This window comes from Glycomyces endophyticus, from assembly GCF_039531525.1.
Taxonomy (GTDB): Bacteria; Actinomycetota; Actinomycetes; order Mycobacteriales; family Micromonosporaceae; genus Glycomyces; species Glycomyces endophyticus.
Genome location: NZ_BAAAQF010000027.1, coordinates 67225 through 87190, shown reverse-complemented (window position 1 = coordinate 87190; position 19966 = coordinate 67225). Strand labels below are relative to the sequence as shown.

The window sequence follows — 19966 nt, the reverse complement described above, 5'->3', positions numbered from 1 at the left end:
GTTCAACGGCCGGGCTTTCGCCCGGCCGTTGGTTCGTACTGCGGGGCTGCCACCTGGGGTGGAGCCTGAGCATGGAGCCGCTGACAGGATTCGAACCCGCAACCTACTGTTTACAAGACAGTTGCTCTACCGTTAAAGCTACAGCGGCCGGTCAGCGCCGTTATCCCAGCGAGACGGATCGATTCTAGCCGACCCCCGATCACCGGCCCGACCCCCGGAACACCGCACCCGGATCGGGCCGCGAAGCGCCCGGGGACCGGTCGGCCGGGCGGAGGCCGGCGGGGCCGCTACTCGTCTCTGAAGGAGTAGATCTGCGACCCGGCCGGGGTCAGGCAGGCGAGGCGGGTCTCCGAGGCGTCGCAGGCGAGGACCTCGAGGTCGATGCGCAGGTCGACGACGGACCCGTCGCGGCCCAGGCCGCTCACGTTGCCGACCGCGGTCCCGAACGTCGAGCGGCCGGGCCAGGTGAGGGCGCTGCCGCCGTCGATCGGGTCGAAGGTCTCTTCGAGGTTGTTGTTGACGGTCTTGAAGTTCTGGTTGTAGATCTGGGTCCGGATGTCGTCGCCCGCGAAGTACTCCGCGAGGATCCGGTTGCCGAGCGGCTCGATCCACCCGTACTCGCGGTCGTCGAAGTCGTGGACGATCTTCTCCTTGTCCGCGTCGTACACGTGCCACTGGTACGCGTCGGTCTGCTCCGGCACGAGGTCGCCCACGCACACCAGGGTCTCGCCGCACACGGTGATCGCCTCGGGCGCGATGGTCCCATCCACCTCGATCTCGATGTTCTGCACCTGGGAGAGGTCCTCGACGTCGTACACGTTCAGGTCGTACCCGGTCTCCTTGTCGACCGCGACGTACAGGAACCCGTTCCAGGCGTAGTAGACGTCGTCGACGGTCTCGATCTCCTTGGAGGCCACCGCCTCACCGGACTCCAGGTCGTACACGTGCGAGACGTTGTTGCTGGTGACCGCCCACAGCCGGCCGTCGCCGTTGGCGAGCTCGGTCGGGTGCGCGATGTCGTCGGGCGTGCCGACCAGGCTCCACTGGGCGACCGTGACGTCCGACTCGAACGACCACGAGGAGACCTGCTCCCCGGCCGCGTCGTAGACCTCGAACCCGCTGCCGCCCAAGGGGCCGACCACGAGGAGGTCGCCGGAGCGGGCCGCGTCGCGGGCCGCGCTGGTGACGGTGTTGCGGACCTCGCCGGTCTCCCAGTCGAGGAACACGAACCGGTACTCGCCGCCCGCCTCGACCTCCTGGGAGAACGCGATGAGCTCCTCGGACACGAAGTAGGCGTTGTTCCAGCCCGCGCCCGGGAGCACCTGCTCGCCGTCCCACAGCAGCTCGCCCGAGCGGTTGTCGACGGCGCGGACGTGCAGCTCCTGCCCGGAGGCGTCCGAAGAGGACGTCGTGTAGAACATCGCGGACCGGTCGCCGACCGACCGGACCTCGTAGATGCCGTCGTCGACCTCGCCGTCCAGGGCCTCGGCCGAACCGACCTCGCGCAGCTCCTCCGCGAACGGGCGCTGCTTGTACGGGTTCAGGAACCACCAGGCGCCCAAGGTGATCGCCGCGACCAGCACGATCGCGGTCACCCCGATCGCGATCCACTTCGGAGGGATGCGGCGGGCCTTGTACTCGGTGCCGCGGCGGGGCGGCGACGGCGGGGTCCTGTCGTCGCCGCGGCGCAGCTGCACCGTCTGGTCGGAGCCCGTCACCGGCGGCAGCCCCAGCGAGGGGGCCGTCAGCTGCGGCGGCGGGGAGGGCATCGGGGCCGGCGGGGTCACCGGCGCGGACGACGTCAGGGCGAGCGCGGCGCCCTCGGAGACCGGCAGCTCCGGCTGCTCCAGCACCGTCGGCGCGATCCCGAGCCCCTCGTGGAGCATCTTGGACACCATCGGCATCCGCGAGGACCCGCCGACGAGGAACAGGCCCGCGAGCTGCTCGGGGCGGCGCCCGGTGAGCCCGAGGACCCGCTGGGTCTCGGCGATCGCCCGGGCCAGCAGCGGGCGCGAGATCTGGTCCAGCTCACCGCGGGTCAGGTGCAGCGACTGCGCCATGTCCGGGACGGTGACGGGCGCGACCGAGGAGCGCGACAGCATCTCCTTCGCGGCCCGCACCTCCTCCCACAGCTCCCGCCGGTTGCGCAGTTCCGAAGCGCCGTTGGGGTTCTCGAGCCGCTTCCAGATCTCCGGCTCGCGCTGCTTGACGGTGGCGCCGATGTGCGCGACCAGGGCCGCGTCGAAGTCGAGGCCGCCGAGGTCGGGCAGGCCGCCGTCGGCGAGGACGCCGAACGACCCGTCCGGGCACCGCTCCAGCACGGCGATGTCGAGCGTGCCGCCGCCGAAGTCGAACACGGCGAGCGGCTGGCCCGCGCCGACCTGGTGCGACAGGCGCGACGTGTAGTAGTGGGCGGCCGCCACCGGCTCGGTGATGATCTTGACGGGCCGGTAGCCGGCCTGCGCGGCCGCGTCGTGCAGGGCCGCGCGGCGCTGCTCCGACCACGCGGCGGGGCACGTCAGGACCGCGTTCGGGAGGTGCCCGACCGCTTCGATCGCGGTGCGCGCCACCCGGGAGAGGATCGCCGCGAACGCCGCCGTCACCGGGAGCTCCCGGTCCCCCAGCAGGATCGTGCGGTCGGAGATGCGCTGCTTCGGGTTCGGCTCGAACCGCTCGGGGGCGGTGAGCGCGAGGCGCTCGGCGTCCCTGCCGGTGTGGAGCGTCCCGGCGGGGTCGAGGAAGACGGCCGAGGGCATCACCGGCGACCCGTCGAACAGGAGCGGTCGCGTGCGGCCGTCGGGCCACACCACCACGGCCACGGTGTGCGAGGTACCGAGGTCGACGCTGAGCAGGTAATCGGCCGGCATACGGGTGCAGCTCCGGGGGCTAGGGCGTGCGGGATCGTTTCAGGTTAATGCGGCGGCGCGAATCGCGCTGGCACGGGATCACCCGTTGTGGCCCTCCGGCGGCGGGGCCGGCCGTGCATCCGCTTGCCGCGCGCACGGCCCGCCGGAGGCGCGGCCCGGCGCCGCTAGCGGCGCTGGCGCTGGACCTCGGCGAGGGCGATGGACGCGGCGACGGAGGCGTTCAGCGACTCGACCTCGCCGGAGATCGGGATGCCGGCGCGGTGGTCGCAGGTCTCGGCGACGAGCCGGGAGACGCCCTTGCCCTCGTCGCCGACGACGATGAGGAGCGGGTCGGTGGCGACCGGGAGGTCGAACACGTCGACGTCGCCGCCGCCGTCGAGGGCGACGGTCATGAACCCGGCCTTCTGGCAGGCCTGGATGGTGCGGGTGAGGTTGACGACCTTCGCGACGGGCAGGCGGGCGGCGGCGCCGGCGGAGGTGCGCCAGGCGACGGCCGTCACGGAGGCGGCGCGCTTGGACGGGATGACGAGGCCGTGACCGCCGAACGCGGCGGTGGAGCGGATGATCGCGCCGAGGTTGCGCGGGTCGGTGACGCCGTCGAGGGCGACCAGGAGCGGCGCGGTCCCGGAGGTCTGGCTGATCTCGAGGAGGTCCTCGAACTCGGCGTACTCGTAGGGCTCGATCTGGAGGCCGATGCCCTGGTGGAGGGCATTGTTGGTGCGGCGGTCGAGGTCGCGGCGGGCGAGCTCCTTGATGGGGAGGTCGCGGTTGCCGGCGAGGCGCACGGACTCGGCGACGCGCTCGTCGAGCTCGGTGCCGAACGCCACGTAGAGCGCGGTCGCGGGGACCTTCGCGCGGAGGGCCTCCAGGACGGGGTTGCGGCCGAGGATGAGCTCGGGCTCGTCGTCGCGGCGGCGGGTCTGCTGGGTGCGGGGGCGGACCTTGCCGATGTTGGTGGTGCGGCCCTCGGCGGCGGCCTTGGCGCGCTCGGTGGCCTGCTTGCGCTGGGTCTTCTGGGGCTTGTCGTCCCCGGTGTACTCCTTGTGCCAGGGGCGGTCGGCGGCCTTGAGGGTGCGGCCCTTGCCGGCCAGGCCCTTCTTGCCCCCGCCGGAGCCGATCTTCGGGCCGGCCTTGCTGGTCTTGCGACGGTTCGGGTGCCCGCCCTTGGTGCTCATCGGTTCAAGTTCCCCAGTGGTGTCGGTCGTCGTCTGCGGGTAGGCGATCGCCTAGTCCACGGTCCACACGGGACCGCGAGGGGTGTCCTTGACGGTGATGCCGGCGTGCGCGAGGTCGTCGCGGATGCGGTCGGCAGCCGCGTAGTCCTTGCGGGCCCTGGCGTCGGCGCGCTGTTCGAGTGCGAGCTTCACGAGCGCGTCGACCGCGCCGGTGAGCTTCGCGTCCCCCGGGTCGTCCCAGTGCGGGTCGAGCGGGTCGAGGCCGAGCTGGTCGAGCATAGCTCGGACTCCGGCCCCGACGCGGGCCGCGGCGGCGTCGTCGCCATGGTTCGCGGCGGCGTCGAGGGCGGCGTTGCCTTCGCGGGCCATGTCGTGGATCACGGCGACGGCGGCGGGTGTGTTCAGGTCGTCGTCCATCGCGGCGGTGAACTCGGGGGCGAGGGCGCCGCCGATGAGGGACTCGGCCCCCAGCGCCTCGGCCGTACGGTGTACGAAGTTGAAGAGGCGCTCCCACGCGGACTGGGCCTCGGCGAGGGCGTCCTCGGAGAAGTCGACGGGCGACCGGTACTGGACGCTGGTGAGGTAGTAGCGGATCGCGGCGGCGGTGAAGCCCTTCTCGCCGAGGGCGGCGACGGAGAGCGTGTTGCCGAGGGACTTCGACATCTTGGTGCCCGAGAGGTTGAGCATCCCGTTGTGCACCCAGTACTTCGCGAACCCGAGGCCGGCCGCGCGCGACTGCGCGAGCTCGTTCTCGTGGTGGGGGAACATGATGTCGGTGCCGCCGCCGTGGATGTCGAAGGCGTCGCCGAGGTAGCGGCGGGCCATCGCGGAGCACTCGATGTGCCAGCCGGGGCGCCCGGGGCCCCACGGGGAGGTCCAGGCGGCGTCCTCGGGCTCGCCGGGCTTGTGGGCCTTCCACAGGCCGAAGTCGCGGGAGTCGCGCTTGGCGCCGGCCTCGGCGCTCGACAGCATGTCCTCGGGGCGGCGGTGCGAGAGCTGCCCGTAGTCGGACCAGGAGGCGACGGAGAACCACACGTCGCCGGCGTCGGTGGCGTACGCGTGGCCGCGGTCGACGAGCGCCGAGATGAGGTCGATCATCTGGGTGATGTGCCCGGTCGCGCGGGGCTCGTACGTGGGGGGCGCGACGTTCAGGGAGTGGTAGGCCTCGGCGAGGCGGCGCTCGTTCTCGTACGCGATGGCCCACCAGGGGCGGCCCTGCTCCTCGCCGCGGACGAGGATCTTGTCGTCGACGTCGGTGACGTTGCGCACGTACGTGACGTCGTAGCCGGAGCGGCGCAGCCAGCGGATGAGGACGTCGTAGGAGACGCCGGAGCGCAGGTGCCCGATGTGCGGGGGCCCCTGGACGGTGAGGCCGCACAGGTACACGCCGACGCGGCCGGGGTTCCGGGGCTGGAAGTCGCGGATCGAACGGGTGCCGGTGTCGTACAGTCGCAGGCTCACGCGTCAAGTCTAGACAACCGGGGCCCGCGCATAGCGCCCCGAGGGCCGCGTGTCAAGGCCGCGAACGGAAAGGGCCCCCGGCGGTGCCGGGGGCCCTTCGATTCGGTGCCGTTATGCGGTGCGGCGCCTGGCGATCACCAGGGCGGCGCCGCCGATCGCGAGGACCGCGGCGAGGCCGAGGAGGAGCCCGGTGGCGCCGGTGCCGGTCGTGGGGAGGACCCCGGAGCCGGACGGGTCGTCGCTGGGGCCGCCGGTCGGGTCGCCCCCGCCGGGGACGCCCTCGCCGGCGACGTCCCACAGGGTCGTGGTGCCGGAGATCTCGTTGCCGACGGCGAGCATCGGGCGCCCGGTCGGGGAGTCCGCGGCGGCGACGAACGCGATCGACTCGGGGCCGAGGTCGCCCCCGGCGCCGGCGGCGGGCTCGGCGGCGAAGTCGCGGTTGCTGACGTAGTCGACGTAGACGGCGTCCGCGGGGTCGGTGACGTCGTAGACCATGACGCCGCCCTGGCGTTCGAGGCCGATGAACGCGTAGGTGCGGTCGCCGACCTGGCCGACGGCGACGGCCTCGGGCTCGGGGCCCTTGTCGTCGGAGCGGTCGTCGAGGTCGTTGGCCTCGTTGTCGGCGTTGAAGTTCGCGGCCTCGGCCGCGGCGAGCCGCTGCTCGAACTCGGCGCCGGAGTCGAAGACGAGCTCGCCGTCGGCGGACCAGATGGAGAACGAGCGGCCGCCGAAGGCGTACAGCTCGTCGTAGCAGCCGTCCTCGGTCCGGCCGAGCGTGTCGGTGACCTTGAGGCGGCCGAGGTTCTCGTCGGCCTGGAGCTCGGCGAGGTCGGCGCCGCCGAACGCGCCCTCGCACAGTTCGAGGTCCTTGACGCGGGCCTCCTCGGTGTACTCGCCCCATTCGCGGACGTCGCCCTCGTTGGCGGTGACGAGGTAGGTCTCGCCGCCGGCGGCGTACGCGTCGACGCCGTCGGGCAGGTACAGGCCCTGGACGGGCCAGGAGGCGACGTTCACGGCGTCGTCCTTGTCGGACGCGTCGAGGCCGTTGCCCTCGGCGGACTGGTCCTTCGCGCCGAGCGGGAGGAGCTCGGCGACCTCGCCGGCGGCGAGGTCGACGACGGCGATCGCGTTGTTCTCCTGGAGGGTGACGTACGCGGTGGCGTCGTCGGCGATCGTCACGTACTCGGGCTCGATCGCCCGCTGCACGGCGTCGTCGCCGGTGAGGTCGGGGCCGAAGATCCGGAAGCCCTCGGGCAGGGAGGCCTCGTCCCAGGCGGTGAAGTCCGCGGTGGCGACGTCGTATGTGGCGGCGTCGACGATGGAGACGGTGCCGACCGGGTCGACGCCGTAGTCGTCGCTGGGCTCGCCCTCGTCGGCGGTGACGGCCTTGGACCCGTCGGGGGTGAACGCGATCGAGTCGGGCTGGGCGCCGACCTGCGCGGCGTCGGCGAAGACGCCGTCGGTGTCGAAGAACGCGACCCACCCGGGGTCGGTCTTCTCGGGGGCCTCGACGGCGACGGCCACGAGGCCGCCGCTGACGGCCACGGAGTTCACCGTCGCGCCGGCCTGGCCGAGCGCGTCGGCGGCGTCGATGACGGCGTGCTTCACCGGGTTCGCGGGGTCGGACACGTCGATGACGTCGACCACGCCGGCCTCGGCGTTCACGGCGAACACGCGCTTCGTGCCGGGGTCGTAGGCGACGATCTCGGCGGCGCCCTCCGCGAACACGCCGGTCGAGTAGGTGCCCAGGACCGACAGGTCGAGGGCCGGTTCGTCCTGCGCGAGCGCGGGCACGGGAACGGCGAGCGCCGCCAGCCCGACCGCGAGCGCGGGTACGAGCAGTCGCTTGTGCACAGCTGCTTCCTGACTTCTCGGGGGAAAGGGGTGACGGCCCCCAGTCCACCGAGGAAAGCGGTCCCTTCGCGGAGCGCCGGGGAAACGGGGCATGAACAGCGAGGCGCGAATCGGGGTCCGGGTAGTACCCCGGTACCGGTCGGAGGGGGTCTCTCCTCCTTGGGGACGACCCCGGAATCGGTCCGCGCGCCCATGTGCGCGGGGTCCTCGCGCTTCTAGACTGAGCGCGTCCCTGACCTGCGATCCCCGATCGGAGACCCATGATCACCGCGAAGGGTCTGTTCAAGCGGTACCGGAAGACGGTCGCCGTAGACCACCTCTCGTTCGACGTCCGCCCGGGCGTCGTCACCGGATTCCTCGGCCCCAACGGGTCCGGGAAGTCCACCACCATGCGCCTGATGCTCGGCCTCGACCACGGCGAGGGCGAGACCCTCTTCGACGGGCAGCGGTTCGGCACGATCCGCCGCCCGATGAACGAGGTCGGCGCGCTGCTGGAGGCCAAGCCGTTCCACCCGACGCGCTCGGCCCGCAACCACCTGCGGATGCTCGCCGCGGCGAACCGGATCGCCGACAAGCGGGTCGACGAGGTGATGGAGTTCGTCGGCCTCGGCGACGTCAAGCGGAAGAAGCCGAAGGGCTACTCCCTGGGCATGGCGCAGCGCCTCGGCCTCGCGCAGGCCCTGCTGGGCGACCCGCGGACGCTGCTGCTGGACGAGCCGACGAACGGCCTCGACCCGCACGGCATCCACTGGATGCGCGACGTGCTCAAGACGCTCGCGGCCGAGGGCCGCACCATCTTCGTGTCGAGCCACCTGCTCTCGGAGATGCAGCTGATGGCCGACGAGCTCGTCGTCATCGGCCGCGGCACGATGATCTTCAACGGCGACGTGGACACGTTCGTCCGCGAGTTCACGCAGTCGCAGGTGGTCGTGCGCGGCCCCGAGACCGCGGGCCTCGCCGAGACCCTGAAGTCCGAGGGCGCCGACGTCGTCTCGGAGGGCGACGCGCTGGTCGTGTCCGGCCTGGAGATCGGGAAGGTCGGCCACCTGGCGTTCGCCGGCGGCGTCGAGCTGCACGAGCTGTCGACGCGCCGGGCCTCCCTGGAGGAGGCGTTCATGTCCGCCACGGGCGCGTCGGAGCAGTTCGTCGCCAAGGAACCCGTCCGCGCCGCCGCCCCGGCCGCCGTTGAAGGAGAGGCCCTCTGATGCTCGACGCCCTTCGTTTCGAGTGGACGCGCCTGCTGACGCTGCGCTCCACGTACTGGCTCATCGGGACCGGTCTGCTGGTGACCACCGGTGTCGCGGTCCTGCTGGGGGTGGCGGGCCGCAACGACCCGATCAGCTCCGAGGTCGTGTGGATCGCGTTGAACGGCGCGGCCGGGTTCGGGCTGCCGTTCCTGGCGGTGTTCATGGCGATCATCGGGATCTTCGCGTGCGGGCACGAGTACCGGCACGGCACGATCCAGCCGACGCTGACGTCGCTGCCGCAGCGCAACCGCCTCATCGTCGCGAAGCTCGCGGTGGTGCTGACGACGACGCTCATCGTGACCCTGGTGCAGATGGGCATCAACCTGGGCGTGGTCTACGTGGTGTGGGGCGAGGCCCCGGGCCTGTTCGAGGACCCGCTGGGGACGTCGATGATCGGGTACGTCCTGTACGTGCTGCTGTACGTCCTGGTCGGCTTCGGCCTGGGCCTGCTGTTCCGGGGCGTGCCGTCGGCGCTGGTGGTGATCTTCCTGATGCCGCTCATCATCGAGAACATGATCTTCGGCCTGTCGACGATCCCGGCCCTGGACTGGCTGGTGCCGGTCGTGAAGTTCCTGCCGTTCACCGACGGGGCCCGGATGATGGAGCTCGCGGCGCCGGAGTTCGGCCCCGAGTCCCCCGACTTCGACCTGTTCACGCGCTGGGGCGCGGGGGGCGTGTTCGCGCTCTTCGCGGCCCTGATCCTCACGGCGGCCTGGGTCCTGTTCAAGAAGCGGGACGCGTAGGCCCGCACGACGACCGACCTCCCCGGTCGCGCACCGCACCCGTCGCGCGACGAGAGCGGCCCCGGGCTTCCGCCCGGGGCCGCATCGCGTTCGCGCCGGCTACTGCGCCGCTTCGAGTTCGCGGCGGACGAGGTCGGCGGTCTCGATGGAGTTGAGGGCCGCGCCCTTCATGAGGTTGTCGGCGACGACGAAGAACTCCAGGGAGTTCGGGAAGTCGACGGACTGGCGGATGCGCCCGACCTGGGTGCCGGTCCGGCCCGCGGAGTCGATCGGCATGGGGAACACGCCGTTCGCGGGGTCGTCGACGAGGTCGACGCCGTCGGCGGCGCCGAGGACGCGGTGCGCGTCGGCGACGGTGACCTCGCGGTCGAACGTCGCGTGCACGACCTGGGAGTGGCCGACCGCGACGGGCACGCGCACGCACGTGGACGCGACCTTGAGGTCGGGGAGGCCGAGGATCTTGCGGGACTCGTTGCGGACCTTCAGCTCCTCGCTGGTCCAGCCGTCGTCCTTCCAGCCGCCGACCTTCGGCACGACGTTGAGCGCGAGCGGCGCCCCGAACGGCGCGTCGAACTCCTCGCCGAGGACCGAGCGCAGGTCGTGGCCGGCGGTGCCGAGCCCTTCGACGCCGGCGATCTTCTGCAGCTGCGCGTACAGCGCCTCCAGGCCTTCCTTGCCGGAGCCGGACGCGGCCTGGTAGGAGGCCACGGACATGGAGACGAGCCCGAACTCGGCGTTCAGGGCCGCGAGCGTCGGGATGAGCGCGAGCGTGGTGCAGTTCGCGTTCGCGATGATGCCCTTGGGCCGGTTCGCGGCCTCGCCCGGGTTCGCCTCGCGGCACACCAGCGGCACCTCGGGGTCCATGCGGAAGTGCCCGGACTTGTCGATGACGACGACGCCCTTCGCGGCGGCGACGGGCACCCACTCGGCGCTGACCTCGTCGGGGAGGTCGAAGTGCGCGATGTCGATCCCGTCGAACGCCTCTGCGCCGATGGCCTGCACGGTGAGGGTCTCGTCCCCGACGTCGAGCTGCTTCCCGGCGGACCGGGCCGACGCGATGAGGCGGATCTCGCCCCAGTTGCCGCGCTCGGCCGCGATGAGCCGGCGCATGATCGATCCAACGACGCCGGTGGCGCCGACGATCGCGACGTTCAGCTTGCGCGCCATGGCTACCGCCCCGTCCCCGCGTAGACGACGGCCGCTTCGGAGCCGCCGAGTTCGAACTTGTCGTGGACGGCGCGCACCGCGGCGTCGAGGTCGGTGTCGCGGCACACCACCGAGATGCGGATCTCCGAGGTCGAGATGATCTCGATGTTCACGCCCGCGTCGGCGAGCGCCTGGCAGAAGTTCGCGGTGACGCCGGGGTGCGAGCGCATGCCCGCGCCGATGAGGGACACCTTGCCGATGTTCTCGTCGTAGATGAGCTTCTCGAAGCCGATCGCGTCCTGGTGCTTCTTGAGCGCCTCGGTGCCTTTGGGACCTGACTCCTTCGGCAGCGTGAACGAGATGTCGGTGTGGCCGTTCCCGGCGGTCGACACGTTCTGCACGATCATGTCGATGTCGATCTCGGCGTCGGCGATCACCTGGAAGATCGACGCCGCGGCGCCGGGCTTGTCGGGCACGCGCGTGACGGTGATCTTCGCTTCGGAGCGGTCGTGCGCGACGCCGCTGATGAGTGCTTGCTCCACGGGCAGCTCCTCCATGTAACCCGACACGATCGTGCCGGTCTTGGTCGAGTACGACGAGCGGACGTGCAGCGGAAGCCCGTACCGGCGGGCGTACTCCACTGAGCGCAGGTGCAGGATCTTCGCGCCGGAGGCGGCCATCTCCAGCATCTCCTCGAACGTGATCGTGTCGAGCTTCTGCGCGTTCGGGACGATGCGCGGGTCGGCGGAGTAGACGCCGTCGACGTCGGTGTAGATCTCGCACACGTCCGCTTCGAGGGCGGCGGCGAGCGCGACCGCGGTCGTGTCGGAGCCGCCGCGGCCGAGGGTGGTGATGTCCTTCGTGTCCTGGCTGACGCCCTGGAACCCGGCGACGATCGTGATGAACCCCTCGTCGAGCGAGGAGCGGATGCGGCCGGGGGTGACGTCGATGATGCGGGCGACGCCGTGCGCGGCCGTGGTGATCATGCCCGCCTGGGAGCCGGTGAAGGACCGGGCCTGGAAGCCGAGGTTGTTGATCGCCATCGCCAGCAGCGCCATGGAGATCCGCTCGCCGGCGGTGAGCAGCATGTCGAGCTCGCGGGGCTCGGGCACGGGGGAGACCTGGGCTGCGAGGTCGAGCAGCTCGTCGGTGGTGTCGCCCATGGCGGAGACGACGACGACGACGTCGTCCCCCTGCTTTCGCGTCGCGACCACTCGCTCGGCGACGCGCTTGACGCGCTCGGCATTCTCGACCGATGAACCGCCGTACTTCTGCACGACTAGCGCCACGGTTTCACCTCACTCGCTCATGTCTCGCGTGACATTCCGGGCCGCCCGCCGAGGGGCGGCCATGTCACCTTAGCTGCGCGTACCGGTGTGTCGCCAGGTCGTTCCGGGTGCCGGGACAGAGAATCGGCCGGTGGGAACGAGATGGACGAAGCGGACAGTGGCGGCGCTCACGGCCACGGCGGTGCTGGGGCTCGCGGGGTGCGGGACCGCGACGGCCGAGGACCCGCCCGAGGAGCCGCCGCGGCGGCACAGCGCGCAGGCGACGATGATCGGGCGCGCGACCAGGGCCCTCGACGCGGACTTCACCGCCGCGTACACGTGGTCCGAGGGCGGCACGGTCACGGTGTGGGCGGCGGAGGACGGGACGTGGCGGGTCGACGTCCCCGACTGGGCGCTCGGCGGGACCGTCGACGTGACCGTGGCGTGGACGACCGGCGGGTTCTTCCAGTGCGCGGCCGGGCGGTGCGTGAAGATCGCGGGCATCACCGGCGAGATCCCGCGCGACCTCGACCCGCGCGTGCAGCGGCCGTTCATCGAGTGGCTGCCGCAGCTCCTGGACCGCCGCATCCCGTTCTCGGTCTCCCAGGACGGCGACTGCTTCACGCTGACGCCCAACACGGTCGTCGTCGACACGCCGATGCCGCCGGGCGAGTGGTGCCTCGACCAGGCGGGGACGATCCTCTCGGTCGCGAGCGACGAGTTCGGCACGCTCGAACTCGACGGCGAGCCCGCGGCGCCCGCCGCCACGGTCGAGCTGCCGGGCGACGTCGTCGCCGAGGAGCCCCTCGGCGCCGAGGCGCCGCCCGAGCCGACCCCGACCCCCGACCCGTCCGCGACCGCGTCGGGGACGCCGCCGGAGGGCGCCGCGGCGTCCCCCAGCCCGTCCCCCGATCCGGCGACCGGAGAGTAAGGAAAGCGACAGGAGGTGCGGTTCCGGCTGCGGAGCGTGGCACCATGAACGGTGGCGACGACGCCGACCTGCCCGGACCGGCCGCCCTCCGCGGGCGCCGGCGGCGGGCTCCGCTGCCACTGAAGGAGCGCGCATGAACGCACCCATCGACCGCCACGCCGCGACCGCGGTCCCCATCCACCCGCTGCTGGCGTCCCGCCACTCGACGCGGGCGTTCGCACCGGACGTGGACCTCGACGACGTGCAGCTCGCCGCGCTCCTGGAGGCCGCCCGCTGGGCGCCGAGCGCGGGCAACACGCAGCCGTGGCGGTTCCTGGTCGCCCGGCGCGACACGGGCGAGTTCAAGCGCGTCCTCGACTGCCTGAACCCGGGGAACCGGGACTGGGCGTCGCACGCGTCGGCGCTGCTGGTGGCGGTGCGCACGGACGCGAACGCGAAGGGCCCGCTGTCGCACGCGATGTACGACCTCGGGCAGGCCATGGCGCACCTCACGTTCCAGGCGGCGGCGGAGGGCCTGACGGTCCGGCAGATGGGCGGCTTCGACGCCGCGGCGCTGGCCGCGGAGTTCGACCTGGCCGCGCCGCTGGTGCCGACGACGGTGGCCGCGATCGGCGTCCCCGGGGACCCGGCGGGGCTGGCGGACTCGGTGGCGGGTCCGGACCGGAACGCGCGGGTGCGCCTGGACGTCGACGACCTGCTCATCCGCCCGTAGCGGGCGCGTCCGCCGGGCCTGTCGGATTCCGGACGCGGACGCCGCGCCGTCCCACGATCCGGGCGGCGGGATCGACCGGTGTCGGTTCCGCGGTGTACGCTCGCGGGGTCATGCGGTGTTCCATGCTCCTTATCTGCCGCGGCGGGGCCAACTAGGTCGGCTCCCCTGCCGCGGGTTTTCGCATGCCGGCTGGATCAGTCAACAGACCTCGACCGCCAGCGACATTCCACAGGAGCATCCGTGACCTCTTCCCCGTCTTCCTCCGCGCCGTTCGCCGAACGCGTGAAGCGCTACCAGCCGTACCAGTCCCAGTTCCAGGTGTCGCTGCCCGACCGCACCTGGCCCGACAAGGTGGTCGACACGACCCCGGTGTGGTGCGCGGTGGACCTGCGCGACGGCAACCAGGCGCTCGTCGACCCGATGACCCCCGACCGCAAGAAGAAGATGTTCCAGCTGCTGGTCTCCATGGGCTACAAGGAGATCGAGGTCGGCTTCCCGTCGGCGTCGCAGACCGACTTCGACTTCGTGCGGATGCTGATCGAGCAGGACCTCATCCCCGAGGACGTCACGATCCAGGTCCTGACGCAATGCCGCGAGCACCTGATCGAGCGGACGTTCGAGAGCCTGCGCGGCGCGAAGCAGGCGATCGTGCACTTCTACAACTCGACGTCGGTGCTCCAGCGTCGCGTCGTGTTCGGCCTGGACCGGGACGGCATCACCGACATCGCGACGCAGGGCGCGCGGCTGTGCCTGAAGTACAAGGACATCCACACCCCTGACACGGCGATCCGGTACGAGTACTCCCCCGAGTCGTACACGGGCACCGAGCTGGACTACGCGGTCGAGGTGTGCGCGAAGGTCGCCGAGGTCATCCAGCCCACCCCGGACTGGCCGCTGATCGTGAACCTGCCGGCGACCGTGGAGATGGCGACCCCGAACGTGTACGCGGACTCCATCGAGTGGATGCACCGCAACCTGCCGAACCGCGAGTCCCTGATCCTGTCGGTGCACCCCCACAACGACCGCGGCACGGGCGTGGCCGCCGCGGAACTGGCCGTGCAGGCCGGCGCGGACCGTGTCGAGGGCTGCCTATTCGGCAACGGCGAGCGGACCGGCAACGTATGCCTGGTCACGCTGGGCCTGAACCTGTTCAGCCAGGGCGTCGACCCGAAGATCGACTTCTCCAACATCGACGAGATCAAGCGCGCCGTCGAGTACTGCAACCAGCTGCCGGTCCACGAGCGGCACCCGTACGCGGGCGACCTGGTGTACACGGCGTTCTCCGGTTCGCACCAGGACGCCATCAAGAAGGGCTTCGCGCACCTGGAGGCCGACGCGGTCGCCGCGGGCGTCGTGGTCGACGACTTCGCCTGGGGCGTCCCGTACCTGCCGATCGACCCGAAGGACGTCGGCCGCACCTACGAGGCGGTCATCCGCGTCAACTCGCAGTCCGGGAAGGGCGGCGTCGCGTACGTCATGCAGAGCGAGTACGGCTTCGACCTGCCGCGGCGCATGCAGATCGAGTTCAGCCAGGCGATCCAGCGGCGCACCGACGCTACCGGCAAGGAAATCTCGACCGAGGAGATCCACGAGGTCTTCCGCAGCGAGTACCACCCGGAGTACCAGCCGCGCACGCGCCTGGTCGTGGAGGACCACGACACGACCTACGCCGACGAGAAGCTGAACCTGGACGCCACGATCGTCCTGGACGGCGTGGAGCAGAAGGTCTCCGGCACCGGCAACGGCCCGCTGTCGGCGTTCACCGACGCCCTGTCGACCGTGGGCGTCCACGTCGAGGTCCTCGACTACGCAGAGCACGCCCTGTCCGCCGGCCAGCACGCCCAGGCGGCCTCCTATGTGGAGTGCGCGATCGACGGCCGGACCGTCTGGGGCGCGGGCGTCCACCCGAACATCGTCCTGGCGACGATGCGCGCCGTGGCCAGCGCCTACAACCGCTCCTGACCGAGCCGTCCCGCGAGCGGGGCCTCCGCGCCGCTCAACCTGATCATCGCCGGGGCCGCTGGCCCCGGCGAGGTCGCCGAGACGGTCGAGACACCGAACGACCAGCCGCCGAAGCGCACGGCCGCCCACGAGGCGGCCCCAGCCGACGACGCCGCGACCAGCGGCGCCGGTCCGGCAGCAGCGACCAAGTAGCGCAAGAACCCGCTGGGGCGGGCCGCATCGCGGCCCGCCCCAGCGGCGTCCCGGACTTGTCCACACCCCTGTGAGCTGCGAAGACGCGGATACACACAGAGTTATCCACAAGTAGCTTCTTCGCATTCGACACTTGCATGCCGTACCTGTTGTAGTAGATAGCAAAAACGTCATCCGCTATCGGCGGGATGGCGGCGACAACAAGGGGATTCGCGAAACGTCGCTCCATACCAGGGCCCGATCGGCGCGAGAGACCACTCGCGCTCGGGTCCCCGCCGATGGCAACCCGCTCCGCGCGGAGCACGCGGGCGGCCGGCCTGACGAGGCCGACCGCCCGCACGAACACCGCTCGAGTCGGGCCCGCTCAAAGATCGAGGGACAACCGCAGGGCCACCTCGTCGCCCTCGTCGAGGCCGCCGGCACGCTTCCGAACGGCCGCCTTCAAAGGGACGATGTAGCGGCCGTCCTTGGGCCACAGCGAGGTCTCCCAGGCGGTCTCGCCGATGCGGGCGGTCACCGGGATCATGCCCCACCCGTAGCTGACCACCGCCGACGCGGCCGCGAGCTCCCGGCAGCCCGCTTCGGGGACCGTCACGAAGTACCAGGGCGCCGGGCCGCGCCAGTACCAGATCTCGCCGCTGAACTCCAGTTCCATGCTCTGAGCATACGAACCCGGGGAGACGCCCCGGCCCGTTCGGGCGGCGGGCCGGTCTCGGGCCGGAGCCACCTCGCAGCGTGGCGGACTCCCGGTGGCGAGTCGTCTCGGTGGGCGGCTCGATCCGGGTGGGGGTGGTTCAGTCGGGGAGGGTGAAGCCGAGGAGGCGAGCGCCCGTGGTGGTGCGGGGGTGGAAGGGCTCGGCGGGGCCGAGGATGAGGTAGCTGCCGGGGCCGAGGGAGTGGGCGCCGTCGGTGATCTCGCCGAAGAGGACGTAGTAGCGGCGGGCCAGGCCCGCGTGGAGGTCGGACTCGGGCCATTCGACGCCGGGGACGAGGTCGTAGAGCCAGCCGTCGCCGCGGCCGGGGCCGGGGAGATGGCGGCGGATCACTCCCGGGGCGACCTCGACAGGTTTGACCGCGTCGACTTGGAGGGCCTGGATGTCGTTGCGCGCCTTGCTCATGGTCCCGTGCATGGTTCCGATCCTGCCGGTCGGGGCCCGCTCGCGACAGTGACAGGATCGACATCTCAGGGTACTTTCATGCCATGGGACTTCATCGGGTCGTGGCGCTCGTGCAGCCGCCGCAGGCCGAGTTCGAGCTGGCGAGCGCGGCCGAGGTGTTCGGGCTGGACCGGCCGAACCTGCCGAGCCGGTACGGGTTCACGGTGTGCACGGAACGGCCGGGGATCGTGGCGACGAAGACCGGGGGCGCGCTGTGGGTGGACGCGGGGCTGGAGGCGCTCGAGGCGGCGGACACGGTGCTGGTGCCGGCGTGGACGCAGAAGGACCTCCCGGCGAGCCCGGCGGTGCTGGAGGCGGTGCGGGCGGCGCATGCGCGCGGGGCGCGGATGGTGGCGATCTGCACGGGGGCGTACCTGCTGGCGGAGGCGGGGCTGCTGGAGGGGCGGCGGGCGACGACGCACTGGCGGTACGCGGCGGAGTTCGCGGAGCGGTTCCCGGGGGTGGACGTGGACCCCGATGCGCTCTATGTGGACTCCGGTGACATCGCGACGAGTGCGGGGACGGCGGCGGGGATCGATCTGTGCCTGCATCTGGTGCGGTCGGACCACGGTGCGGCGCTGGCGTCTCGGATCGCGCGGCACATGGTGATGCCGCCGCATCGGGAAGGCGGGCAGCGGCAGTACGCGGTGGAGCCGGTCGACGAGCCGTCGGAGTCCCTCGGGGCGGTGCTGGAGTGGGCGGCGGAGCATCTGCACGAGGCGCTGTCGGTGGAGGATCTGGCGGAGCGGGGGCGGGTGTCGGCGCGGACGCTGGCGCGGCGGTTCGACGACCAGTTGGGCACGAGCCCGGGGCAGTGGCTGCTGTCGCAGCGGATCTCGGCGGCGCAGGCGCTGCTGGAGGACACGGATCTGCCGGTGGAGAGCATCGCGGCGCGGGTGGGGTTGTCGTCGGCGCTGAACCTGCGCAGGCGGTTCCGGGACCGGTTGGGGACGACGCCGGCGGCGTATCGGCGGGCGTTCGGGAGGGACGTCGTAGGGGCGGGGTGACGGTCGCCGGGCGGTGAAATGTCGCATGCGTCTGGTACAACCGAACGGTGTCGACCCCTCGTGAACCCCTGAGCGCCTTCCGGACCGTGCTGAAGCGCGGCGGCGGCGAGCGCCCCACCTTCCCGCTGTCGCTGCACGTGGTCGTGATGGTCGCGGTGGCGGCCGTGCTCGTGTCGGGGCTGCTGTGGCTGCTCACCAGCGACCAGACGTCGCCGTTGAGCGCGGACCCGAACGATCGCACGACCCTCGAGGTGATCCGCTTGTCGCTGTACGCGATCGCGGGCGTCGGCGGTGTCATCGCTTTGACGGTGTCGTACCGGAAGCAGCGGGTGACCGAGGCGACGGAGATCCGGGAGGCGACGAAGCTGTTCAACGAGCGGTTCGCTTCGGCCGCTGAGCAGTTGTCGTCGCAGCGGGCGGCGAACCGGCTCGCGGGGGTCTATGCGATGGCGGCGCTCGCCGACGACTGGGACGCGGGCCGCCAGACGTGCATCAACGTGCTGTGCGCGTATGTGCGGATGCCGTATGAGACGCCGCCGTTCCGCCACGAGCGGGAGGCCGCCAACAATCCGCGGCGGTTCCGGCCGGTGCTGGAGGAGCGGCTGATCCGGCACTCGGTGCTGAACGTGGTCGGCGGGCGCCTGCGCCGCGACCCGCTGCCGGGGCGGACGTGGCACGAGCACGACTTCGACTTCACCGGCGTGAACCTGGACGGCGGGAACCTCAACGACGCCTTGTTCCTGGGCCGGGTCTCGTTCGCGTTCGGGCGGTTCACGGCGGGCACGATCGACTTCTCGCGGGTCCGGTTCGAGGGGCCGGTGGACTTCAACCGGGCCCGGTTCCTGGGGGCGCGGCTGCGGTTCGCCGAGACGCGGTTCGCGGGGCCGGTGCTGCTCACGGAGACGCTGGTCTCGGCGGGGACGCTCGATTTCAGCGCCGCGCACTTCACGCGGGACGTGTCGTTCGACGGGACCGTGTTCGCGGGCGGGCAGGTGCACTTCGCGGGGACCGTGTGCTCGTCGCCCGTGGTGGGCGTGGAACCGGTCCTGGACTTCAACGGCGCGAGCTTCACGGGCACGGCGGTCGTGTTCGACCGGCCCGACATCGCGGCCGCGACGCTCGACTTCTCGCGGGTCGCCGACTGGTCGCACCCGCCCGTGATCAATATGGAGGAAGCGGCGTCCGCGGGCGTGATACTCCCGGACTCGGAGTCGGAGCCCGAGCAGGAGCCGGAACGATGACCCGGACCACTCCCCCTCGGCCGTACGACCTTCCCGCGCTGTTCCCTGCGCTCGAACAGTATGCCCAGGCCGCGGTGCGGCTGCATCCGCGCCGGGGCGAGCCGACCGCGGTCGAGAGCTCCATCGGCGGTCCGCTGCTGTGGCCCGCGAAGGAGGCTTGGCCCGCTTGCGGACTCGAGCATGAGGACTGCGCGGACGAACCGCACGCGTACACGTTGGCGTGGCGCGCCTATCTGGAGGACCGGGACCGGCGGGAGCGGGAGGGAGGCCTCGACTGGGAGGTGGAGCGCCGCCGCGCCGAGGAGCTGGAGGAGCGCTTCGCCGCGGAGGACGCCGGCATCGCGCCGCCGCTGATCCCTCTGGCGCAGTTGTACTTCCGGGACGTGCCGCATCTGCCGTGGCCGGACCGGTACGACCTGCTGCAGGTGCTGTGGTGCCCGCGCGACCACCCCGACGCCGAGACGCCGTACAACCCGGTGTTCGAGGTGCGTTGGCGCCGTGCGGAATCGGTGGAGACGGTGCTCGATGCGCCGCCGCTGCCGCTGGTCTGCAACGGGGACTACGTGCCGAACCGGTGCGTGCTCCACCCGGAGTCCGTCACCGAGTACCCGCTCACCGCCGACCTGCCGGCGGTCCTCGCCGGGGAGATCCGCGCCTGGGAAGAGCGGATCGGGAACGGCACCGCGTACGACTGGGACGCCTCGGTGGCGCCAGGTTGGAAGGCCGCCGGGTACGGCGGGAGCTGGGGGATCATCGACCCGTACCCGGTCCGCTGCGAGTGCGGCGAGCGGCAGCTCCCGCTGCTCACCGCCTCATCGGGCGAGTTCGACGGCGGCACGGGCGGTTGGCGGCCGGTCGAGGAGGCCGGCACGGAGTGGGAGTTCGCCGACCCGGTCGGGGTGACGATCGGCCGCGGGTACACGTTGCAGCTCTACTACTGCCCCGCTTCGGAGGACCACCCCAACCGGACGGAGATGTTCTGACCGCTCGCTCGGACCGGGAT

At 71.6% G+C, this 19966-nt stretch carries 16 protein-coding genes and 1 tRNA gene; 8 read left to right on the top strand and 9 right to left on the bottom strand.

Annotated features, from left to right (window positions below; all coding sequences use genetic code 11):
- Positions 1 to 72: 72 nt before the first annotated feature.
- The 5 genes from ABD419_RS23295 to ABD419_RS23275 all read right to left on the bottom strand — a co-directional run bounded on the left by ABD419_RS23295 (position 73) and on the right by ABD419_RS23275 (position 7357).
- Positions 73 to 148, bottom strand: a tRNA-Thr gene (locus tag ABD419_RS23295).
- A 139-nt stretch (positions 149 to 287) separates the two neighbouring features.
- On the bottom strand, positions 288 to 2867 hold the full coding sequence (locus tag ABD419_RS23290; RefSeq protein WP_344491970.1) for an Hsp70 family protein: 2580 nt from the start codon (positions 2865 to 2867) through the stop codon (positions 288 to 290).
- Between the two features lie 164 nt (positions 2868 to 3031).
- Positions 3032 to 4042, bottom strand: a complete 1011-nt coding sequence (gene rlmB / locus ABD419_RS23285; RefSeq protein ID WP_344491967.1) for a 23S rRNA (guanosine(2251)-2'-O)-methyltransferase RlmB — start codon at positions 4040 to 4042, stop codon at positions 3032 to 3034.
- A 51-nt stretch (positions 4043 to 4093) separates the two neighbouring features.
- Complete coding sequence (gene cysS / locus ABD419_RS23280; RefSeq protein WP_344491964.1) at positions 4094 to 5503, bottom strand: cysteine--tRNA ligase; 1410 nt, start codon at positions 5501 to 5503, stop codon at positions 4094 to 4096.
- Between the two features lie 111 nt (positions 5504 to 5614).
- Positions 5615 to 7357: a choice-of-anchor I family protein gene (locus ABD419_RS23275; RefSeq protein WP_344491961.1), complete on the bottom strand. Its 1743-nt coding sequence runs from the start codon at positions 7355 to 7357 to the stop codon at positions 5615 to 5617.
- 260 nt (positions 7358 to 7617) lie between these two features.
- Between ABD419_RS23275 and ABD419_RS23270 the strand changes: the two genes are divergently transcribed.
- Together ABD419_RS23270 and ABD419_RS23265 are read left to right on the top strand one after the other, a co-directional pair.
- Positions 7618 to 8562, top strand: a complete 945-nt coding sequence (locus ABD419_RS23270; RefSeq protein ID WP_344491958.1) for an ATP-binding cassette domain-containing protein — start codon at positions 7618 to 7620, stop codon at positions 8560 to 8562.
- Positions 8562 to 9347: a hypothetical protein gene (locus ABD419_RS23265; RefSeq protein WP_344491955.1), complete on the top strand. Its 786-nt coding sequence runs from the start codon at positions 8562 to 8564 to the stop codon at positions 9345 to 9347. Before ABD419_RS23270 ends, ABD419_RS23265 begins: the two co-directional genes overlap by 1 nt.
- A gap of 99 nt (positions 9348 to 9446) precedes the next feature.
- On the opposite strand, the gene ABD419_RS23260 is transcribed toward ABD419_RS23265, so the two are convergent.
- Positions 9447 to 10514 carry an aspartate-semialdehyde dehydrogenase gene (locus tag ABD419_RS23260; protein WP_344491953.1) on the bottom strand — a complete coding sequence of 356 codons (1068 nt, stop codon included), beginning with the start codon at positions 10512 to 10514 and terminating at the stop codon, positions 9447 to 9449.
- 2 nt (positions 10515 to 10516) lie between these two features.
- The gene (locus ABD419_RS23255; protein ID WP_344491950.1) at positions 10517 to 11782 is read right to left on the bottom strand and encodes an aspartate kinase; all 1266 of its coding nucleotides are present in this window, start codon (positions 11780 to 11782) and stop codon (positions 10517 to 10519) included.
- A gap of 130 nt (positions 11783 to 11912) precedes the next feature.
- On the opposite strand from ABD419_RS23255, the gene ABD419_RS23250 reads away from it, so the two are divergent.
- From ABD419_RS23250 to leuA, 3 genes are all read left to right on the top strand, one after another.
- Positions 11913 to 12692, top strand: coding sequence for a hypothetical protein (locus ABD419_RS23250; RefSeq protein WP_344491947.1), 780 nt, complete (start codon positions 11913 to 11915; stop codon positions 12690 to 12692).
- 133 nt (positions 12693 to 12825) lie between these two features.
- Positions 12826 to 13404 (top strand): nitroreductase family protein, encoded by a 579-nt coding sequence (locus tag ABD419_RS23245; protein WP_344491944.1) that lies wholly within the window; start codon positions 12826 to 12828, stop codon positions 13402 to 13404.
- 240 nt (positions 13405 to 13644) lie between these two features.
- Positions 13645 to 15366: a 2-isopropylmalate synthase gene (leuA, locus tag ABD419_RS23240; RefSeq protein WP_344491941.1), complete on the top strand. Its 1722-nt coding sequence runs from the start codon at positions 13645 to 13647 to the stop codon at positions 15364 to 15366.
- Positions 15367 to 15922: 556 nt separating this feature from the next.
- Here leuA and ABD419_RS23235 read toward each other — a convergent pair.
- The gene (locus ABD419_RS23235; protein WP_344491938.1) at positions 15923 to 16213 is read right to left on the bottom strand and encodes a DUF1905 domain-containing protein; all 291 of its coding nucleotides are present in this window, start codon (positions 16211 to 16213) and stop codon (positions 15923 to 15925) included.
- A gap of 139 nt (positions 16214 to 16352) precedes the next feature.
- Positions 16353 to 16688: an anti-sigma factor gene (locus ABD419_RS23230; protein ID WP_344491935.1), complete on the bottom strand. Its 336-nt coding sequence runs from the start codon at positions 16686 to 16688 to the stop codon at positions 16353 to 16355.
- 71 nt (positions 16689 to 16759) lie between these two features.
- Here ABD419_RS23230 and ABD419_RS23225 point away from each other — a divergent pair, with 71 nt between their 5' ends.
- The 3 genes from ABD419_RS23225 to ABD419_RS23215 are packed head-to-tail and all read left to right on the top strand — an operon-like array spanning position 16760 to position 19946.
- Positions 16760 to 17722 carry a GlxA family transcriptional regulator gene (locus ABD419_RS23225; RefSeq protein WP_344491932.1) on the top strand — a complete coding sequence of 321 codons (963 nt, stop codon included), beginning with the start codon at positions 16760 to 16762 and terminating at the stop codon, positions 17720 to 17722.
- A 47-nt stretch (positions 17723 to 17769) separates the two neighbouring features.
- Complete coding sequence (locus tag ABD419_RS23220) at positions 17770 to 18963, top strand: pentapeptide repeat-containing protein (protein ID WP_344491929.1); 1194 nt, start codon at positions 17770 to 17772, stop codon at positions 18961 to 18963.
- Positions 18960 to 19946, top strand: coding sequence for a hypothetical protein (locus ABD419_RS23215; protein WP_344491927.1), 987 nt, complete (start codon positions 18960 to 18962; stop codon positions 19944 to 19946). The genes ABD419_RS23220 and ABD419_RS23215 overlap by 4 nt, the downstream gene beginning before the upstream one ends.
- Positions 19947 to 19966: the final 20 nt, after the last annotated feature.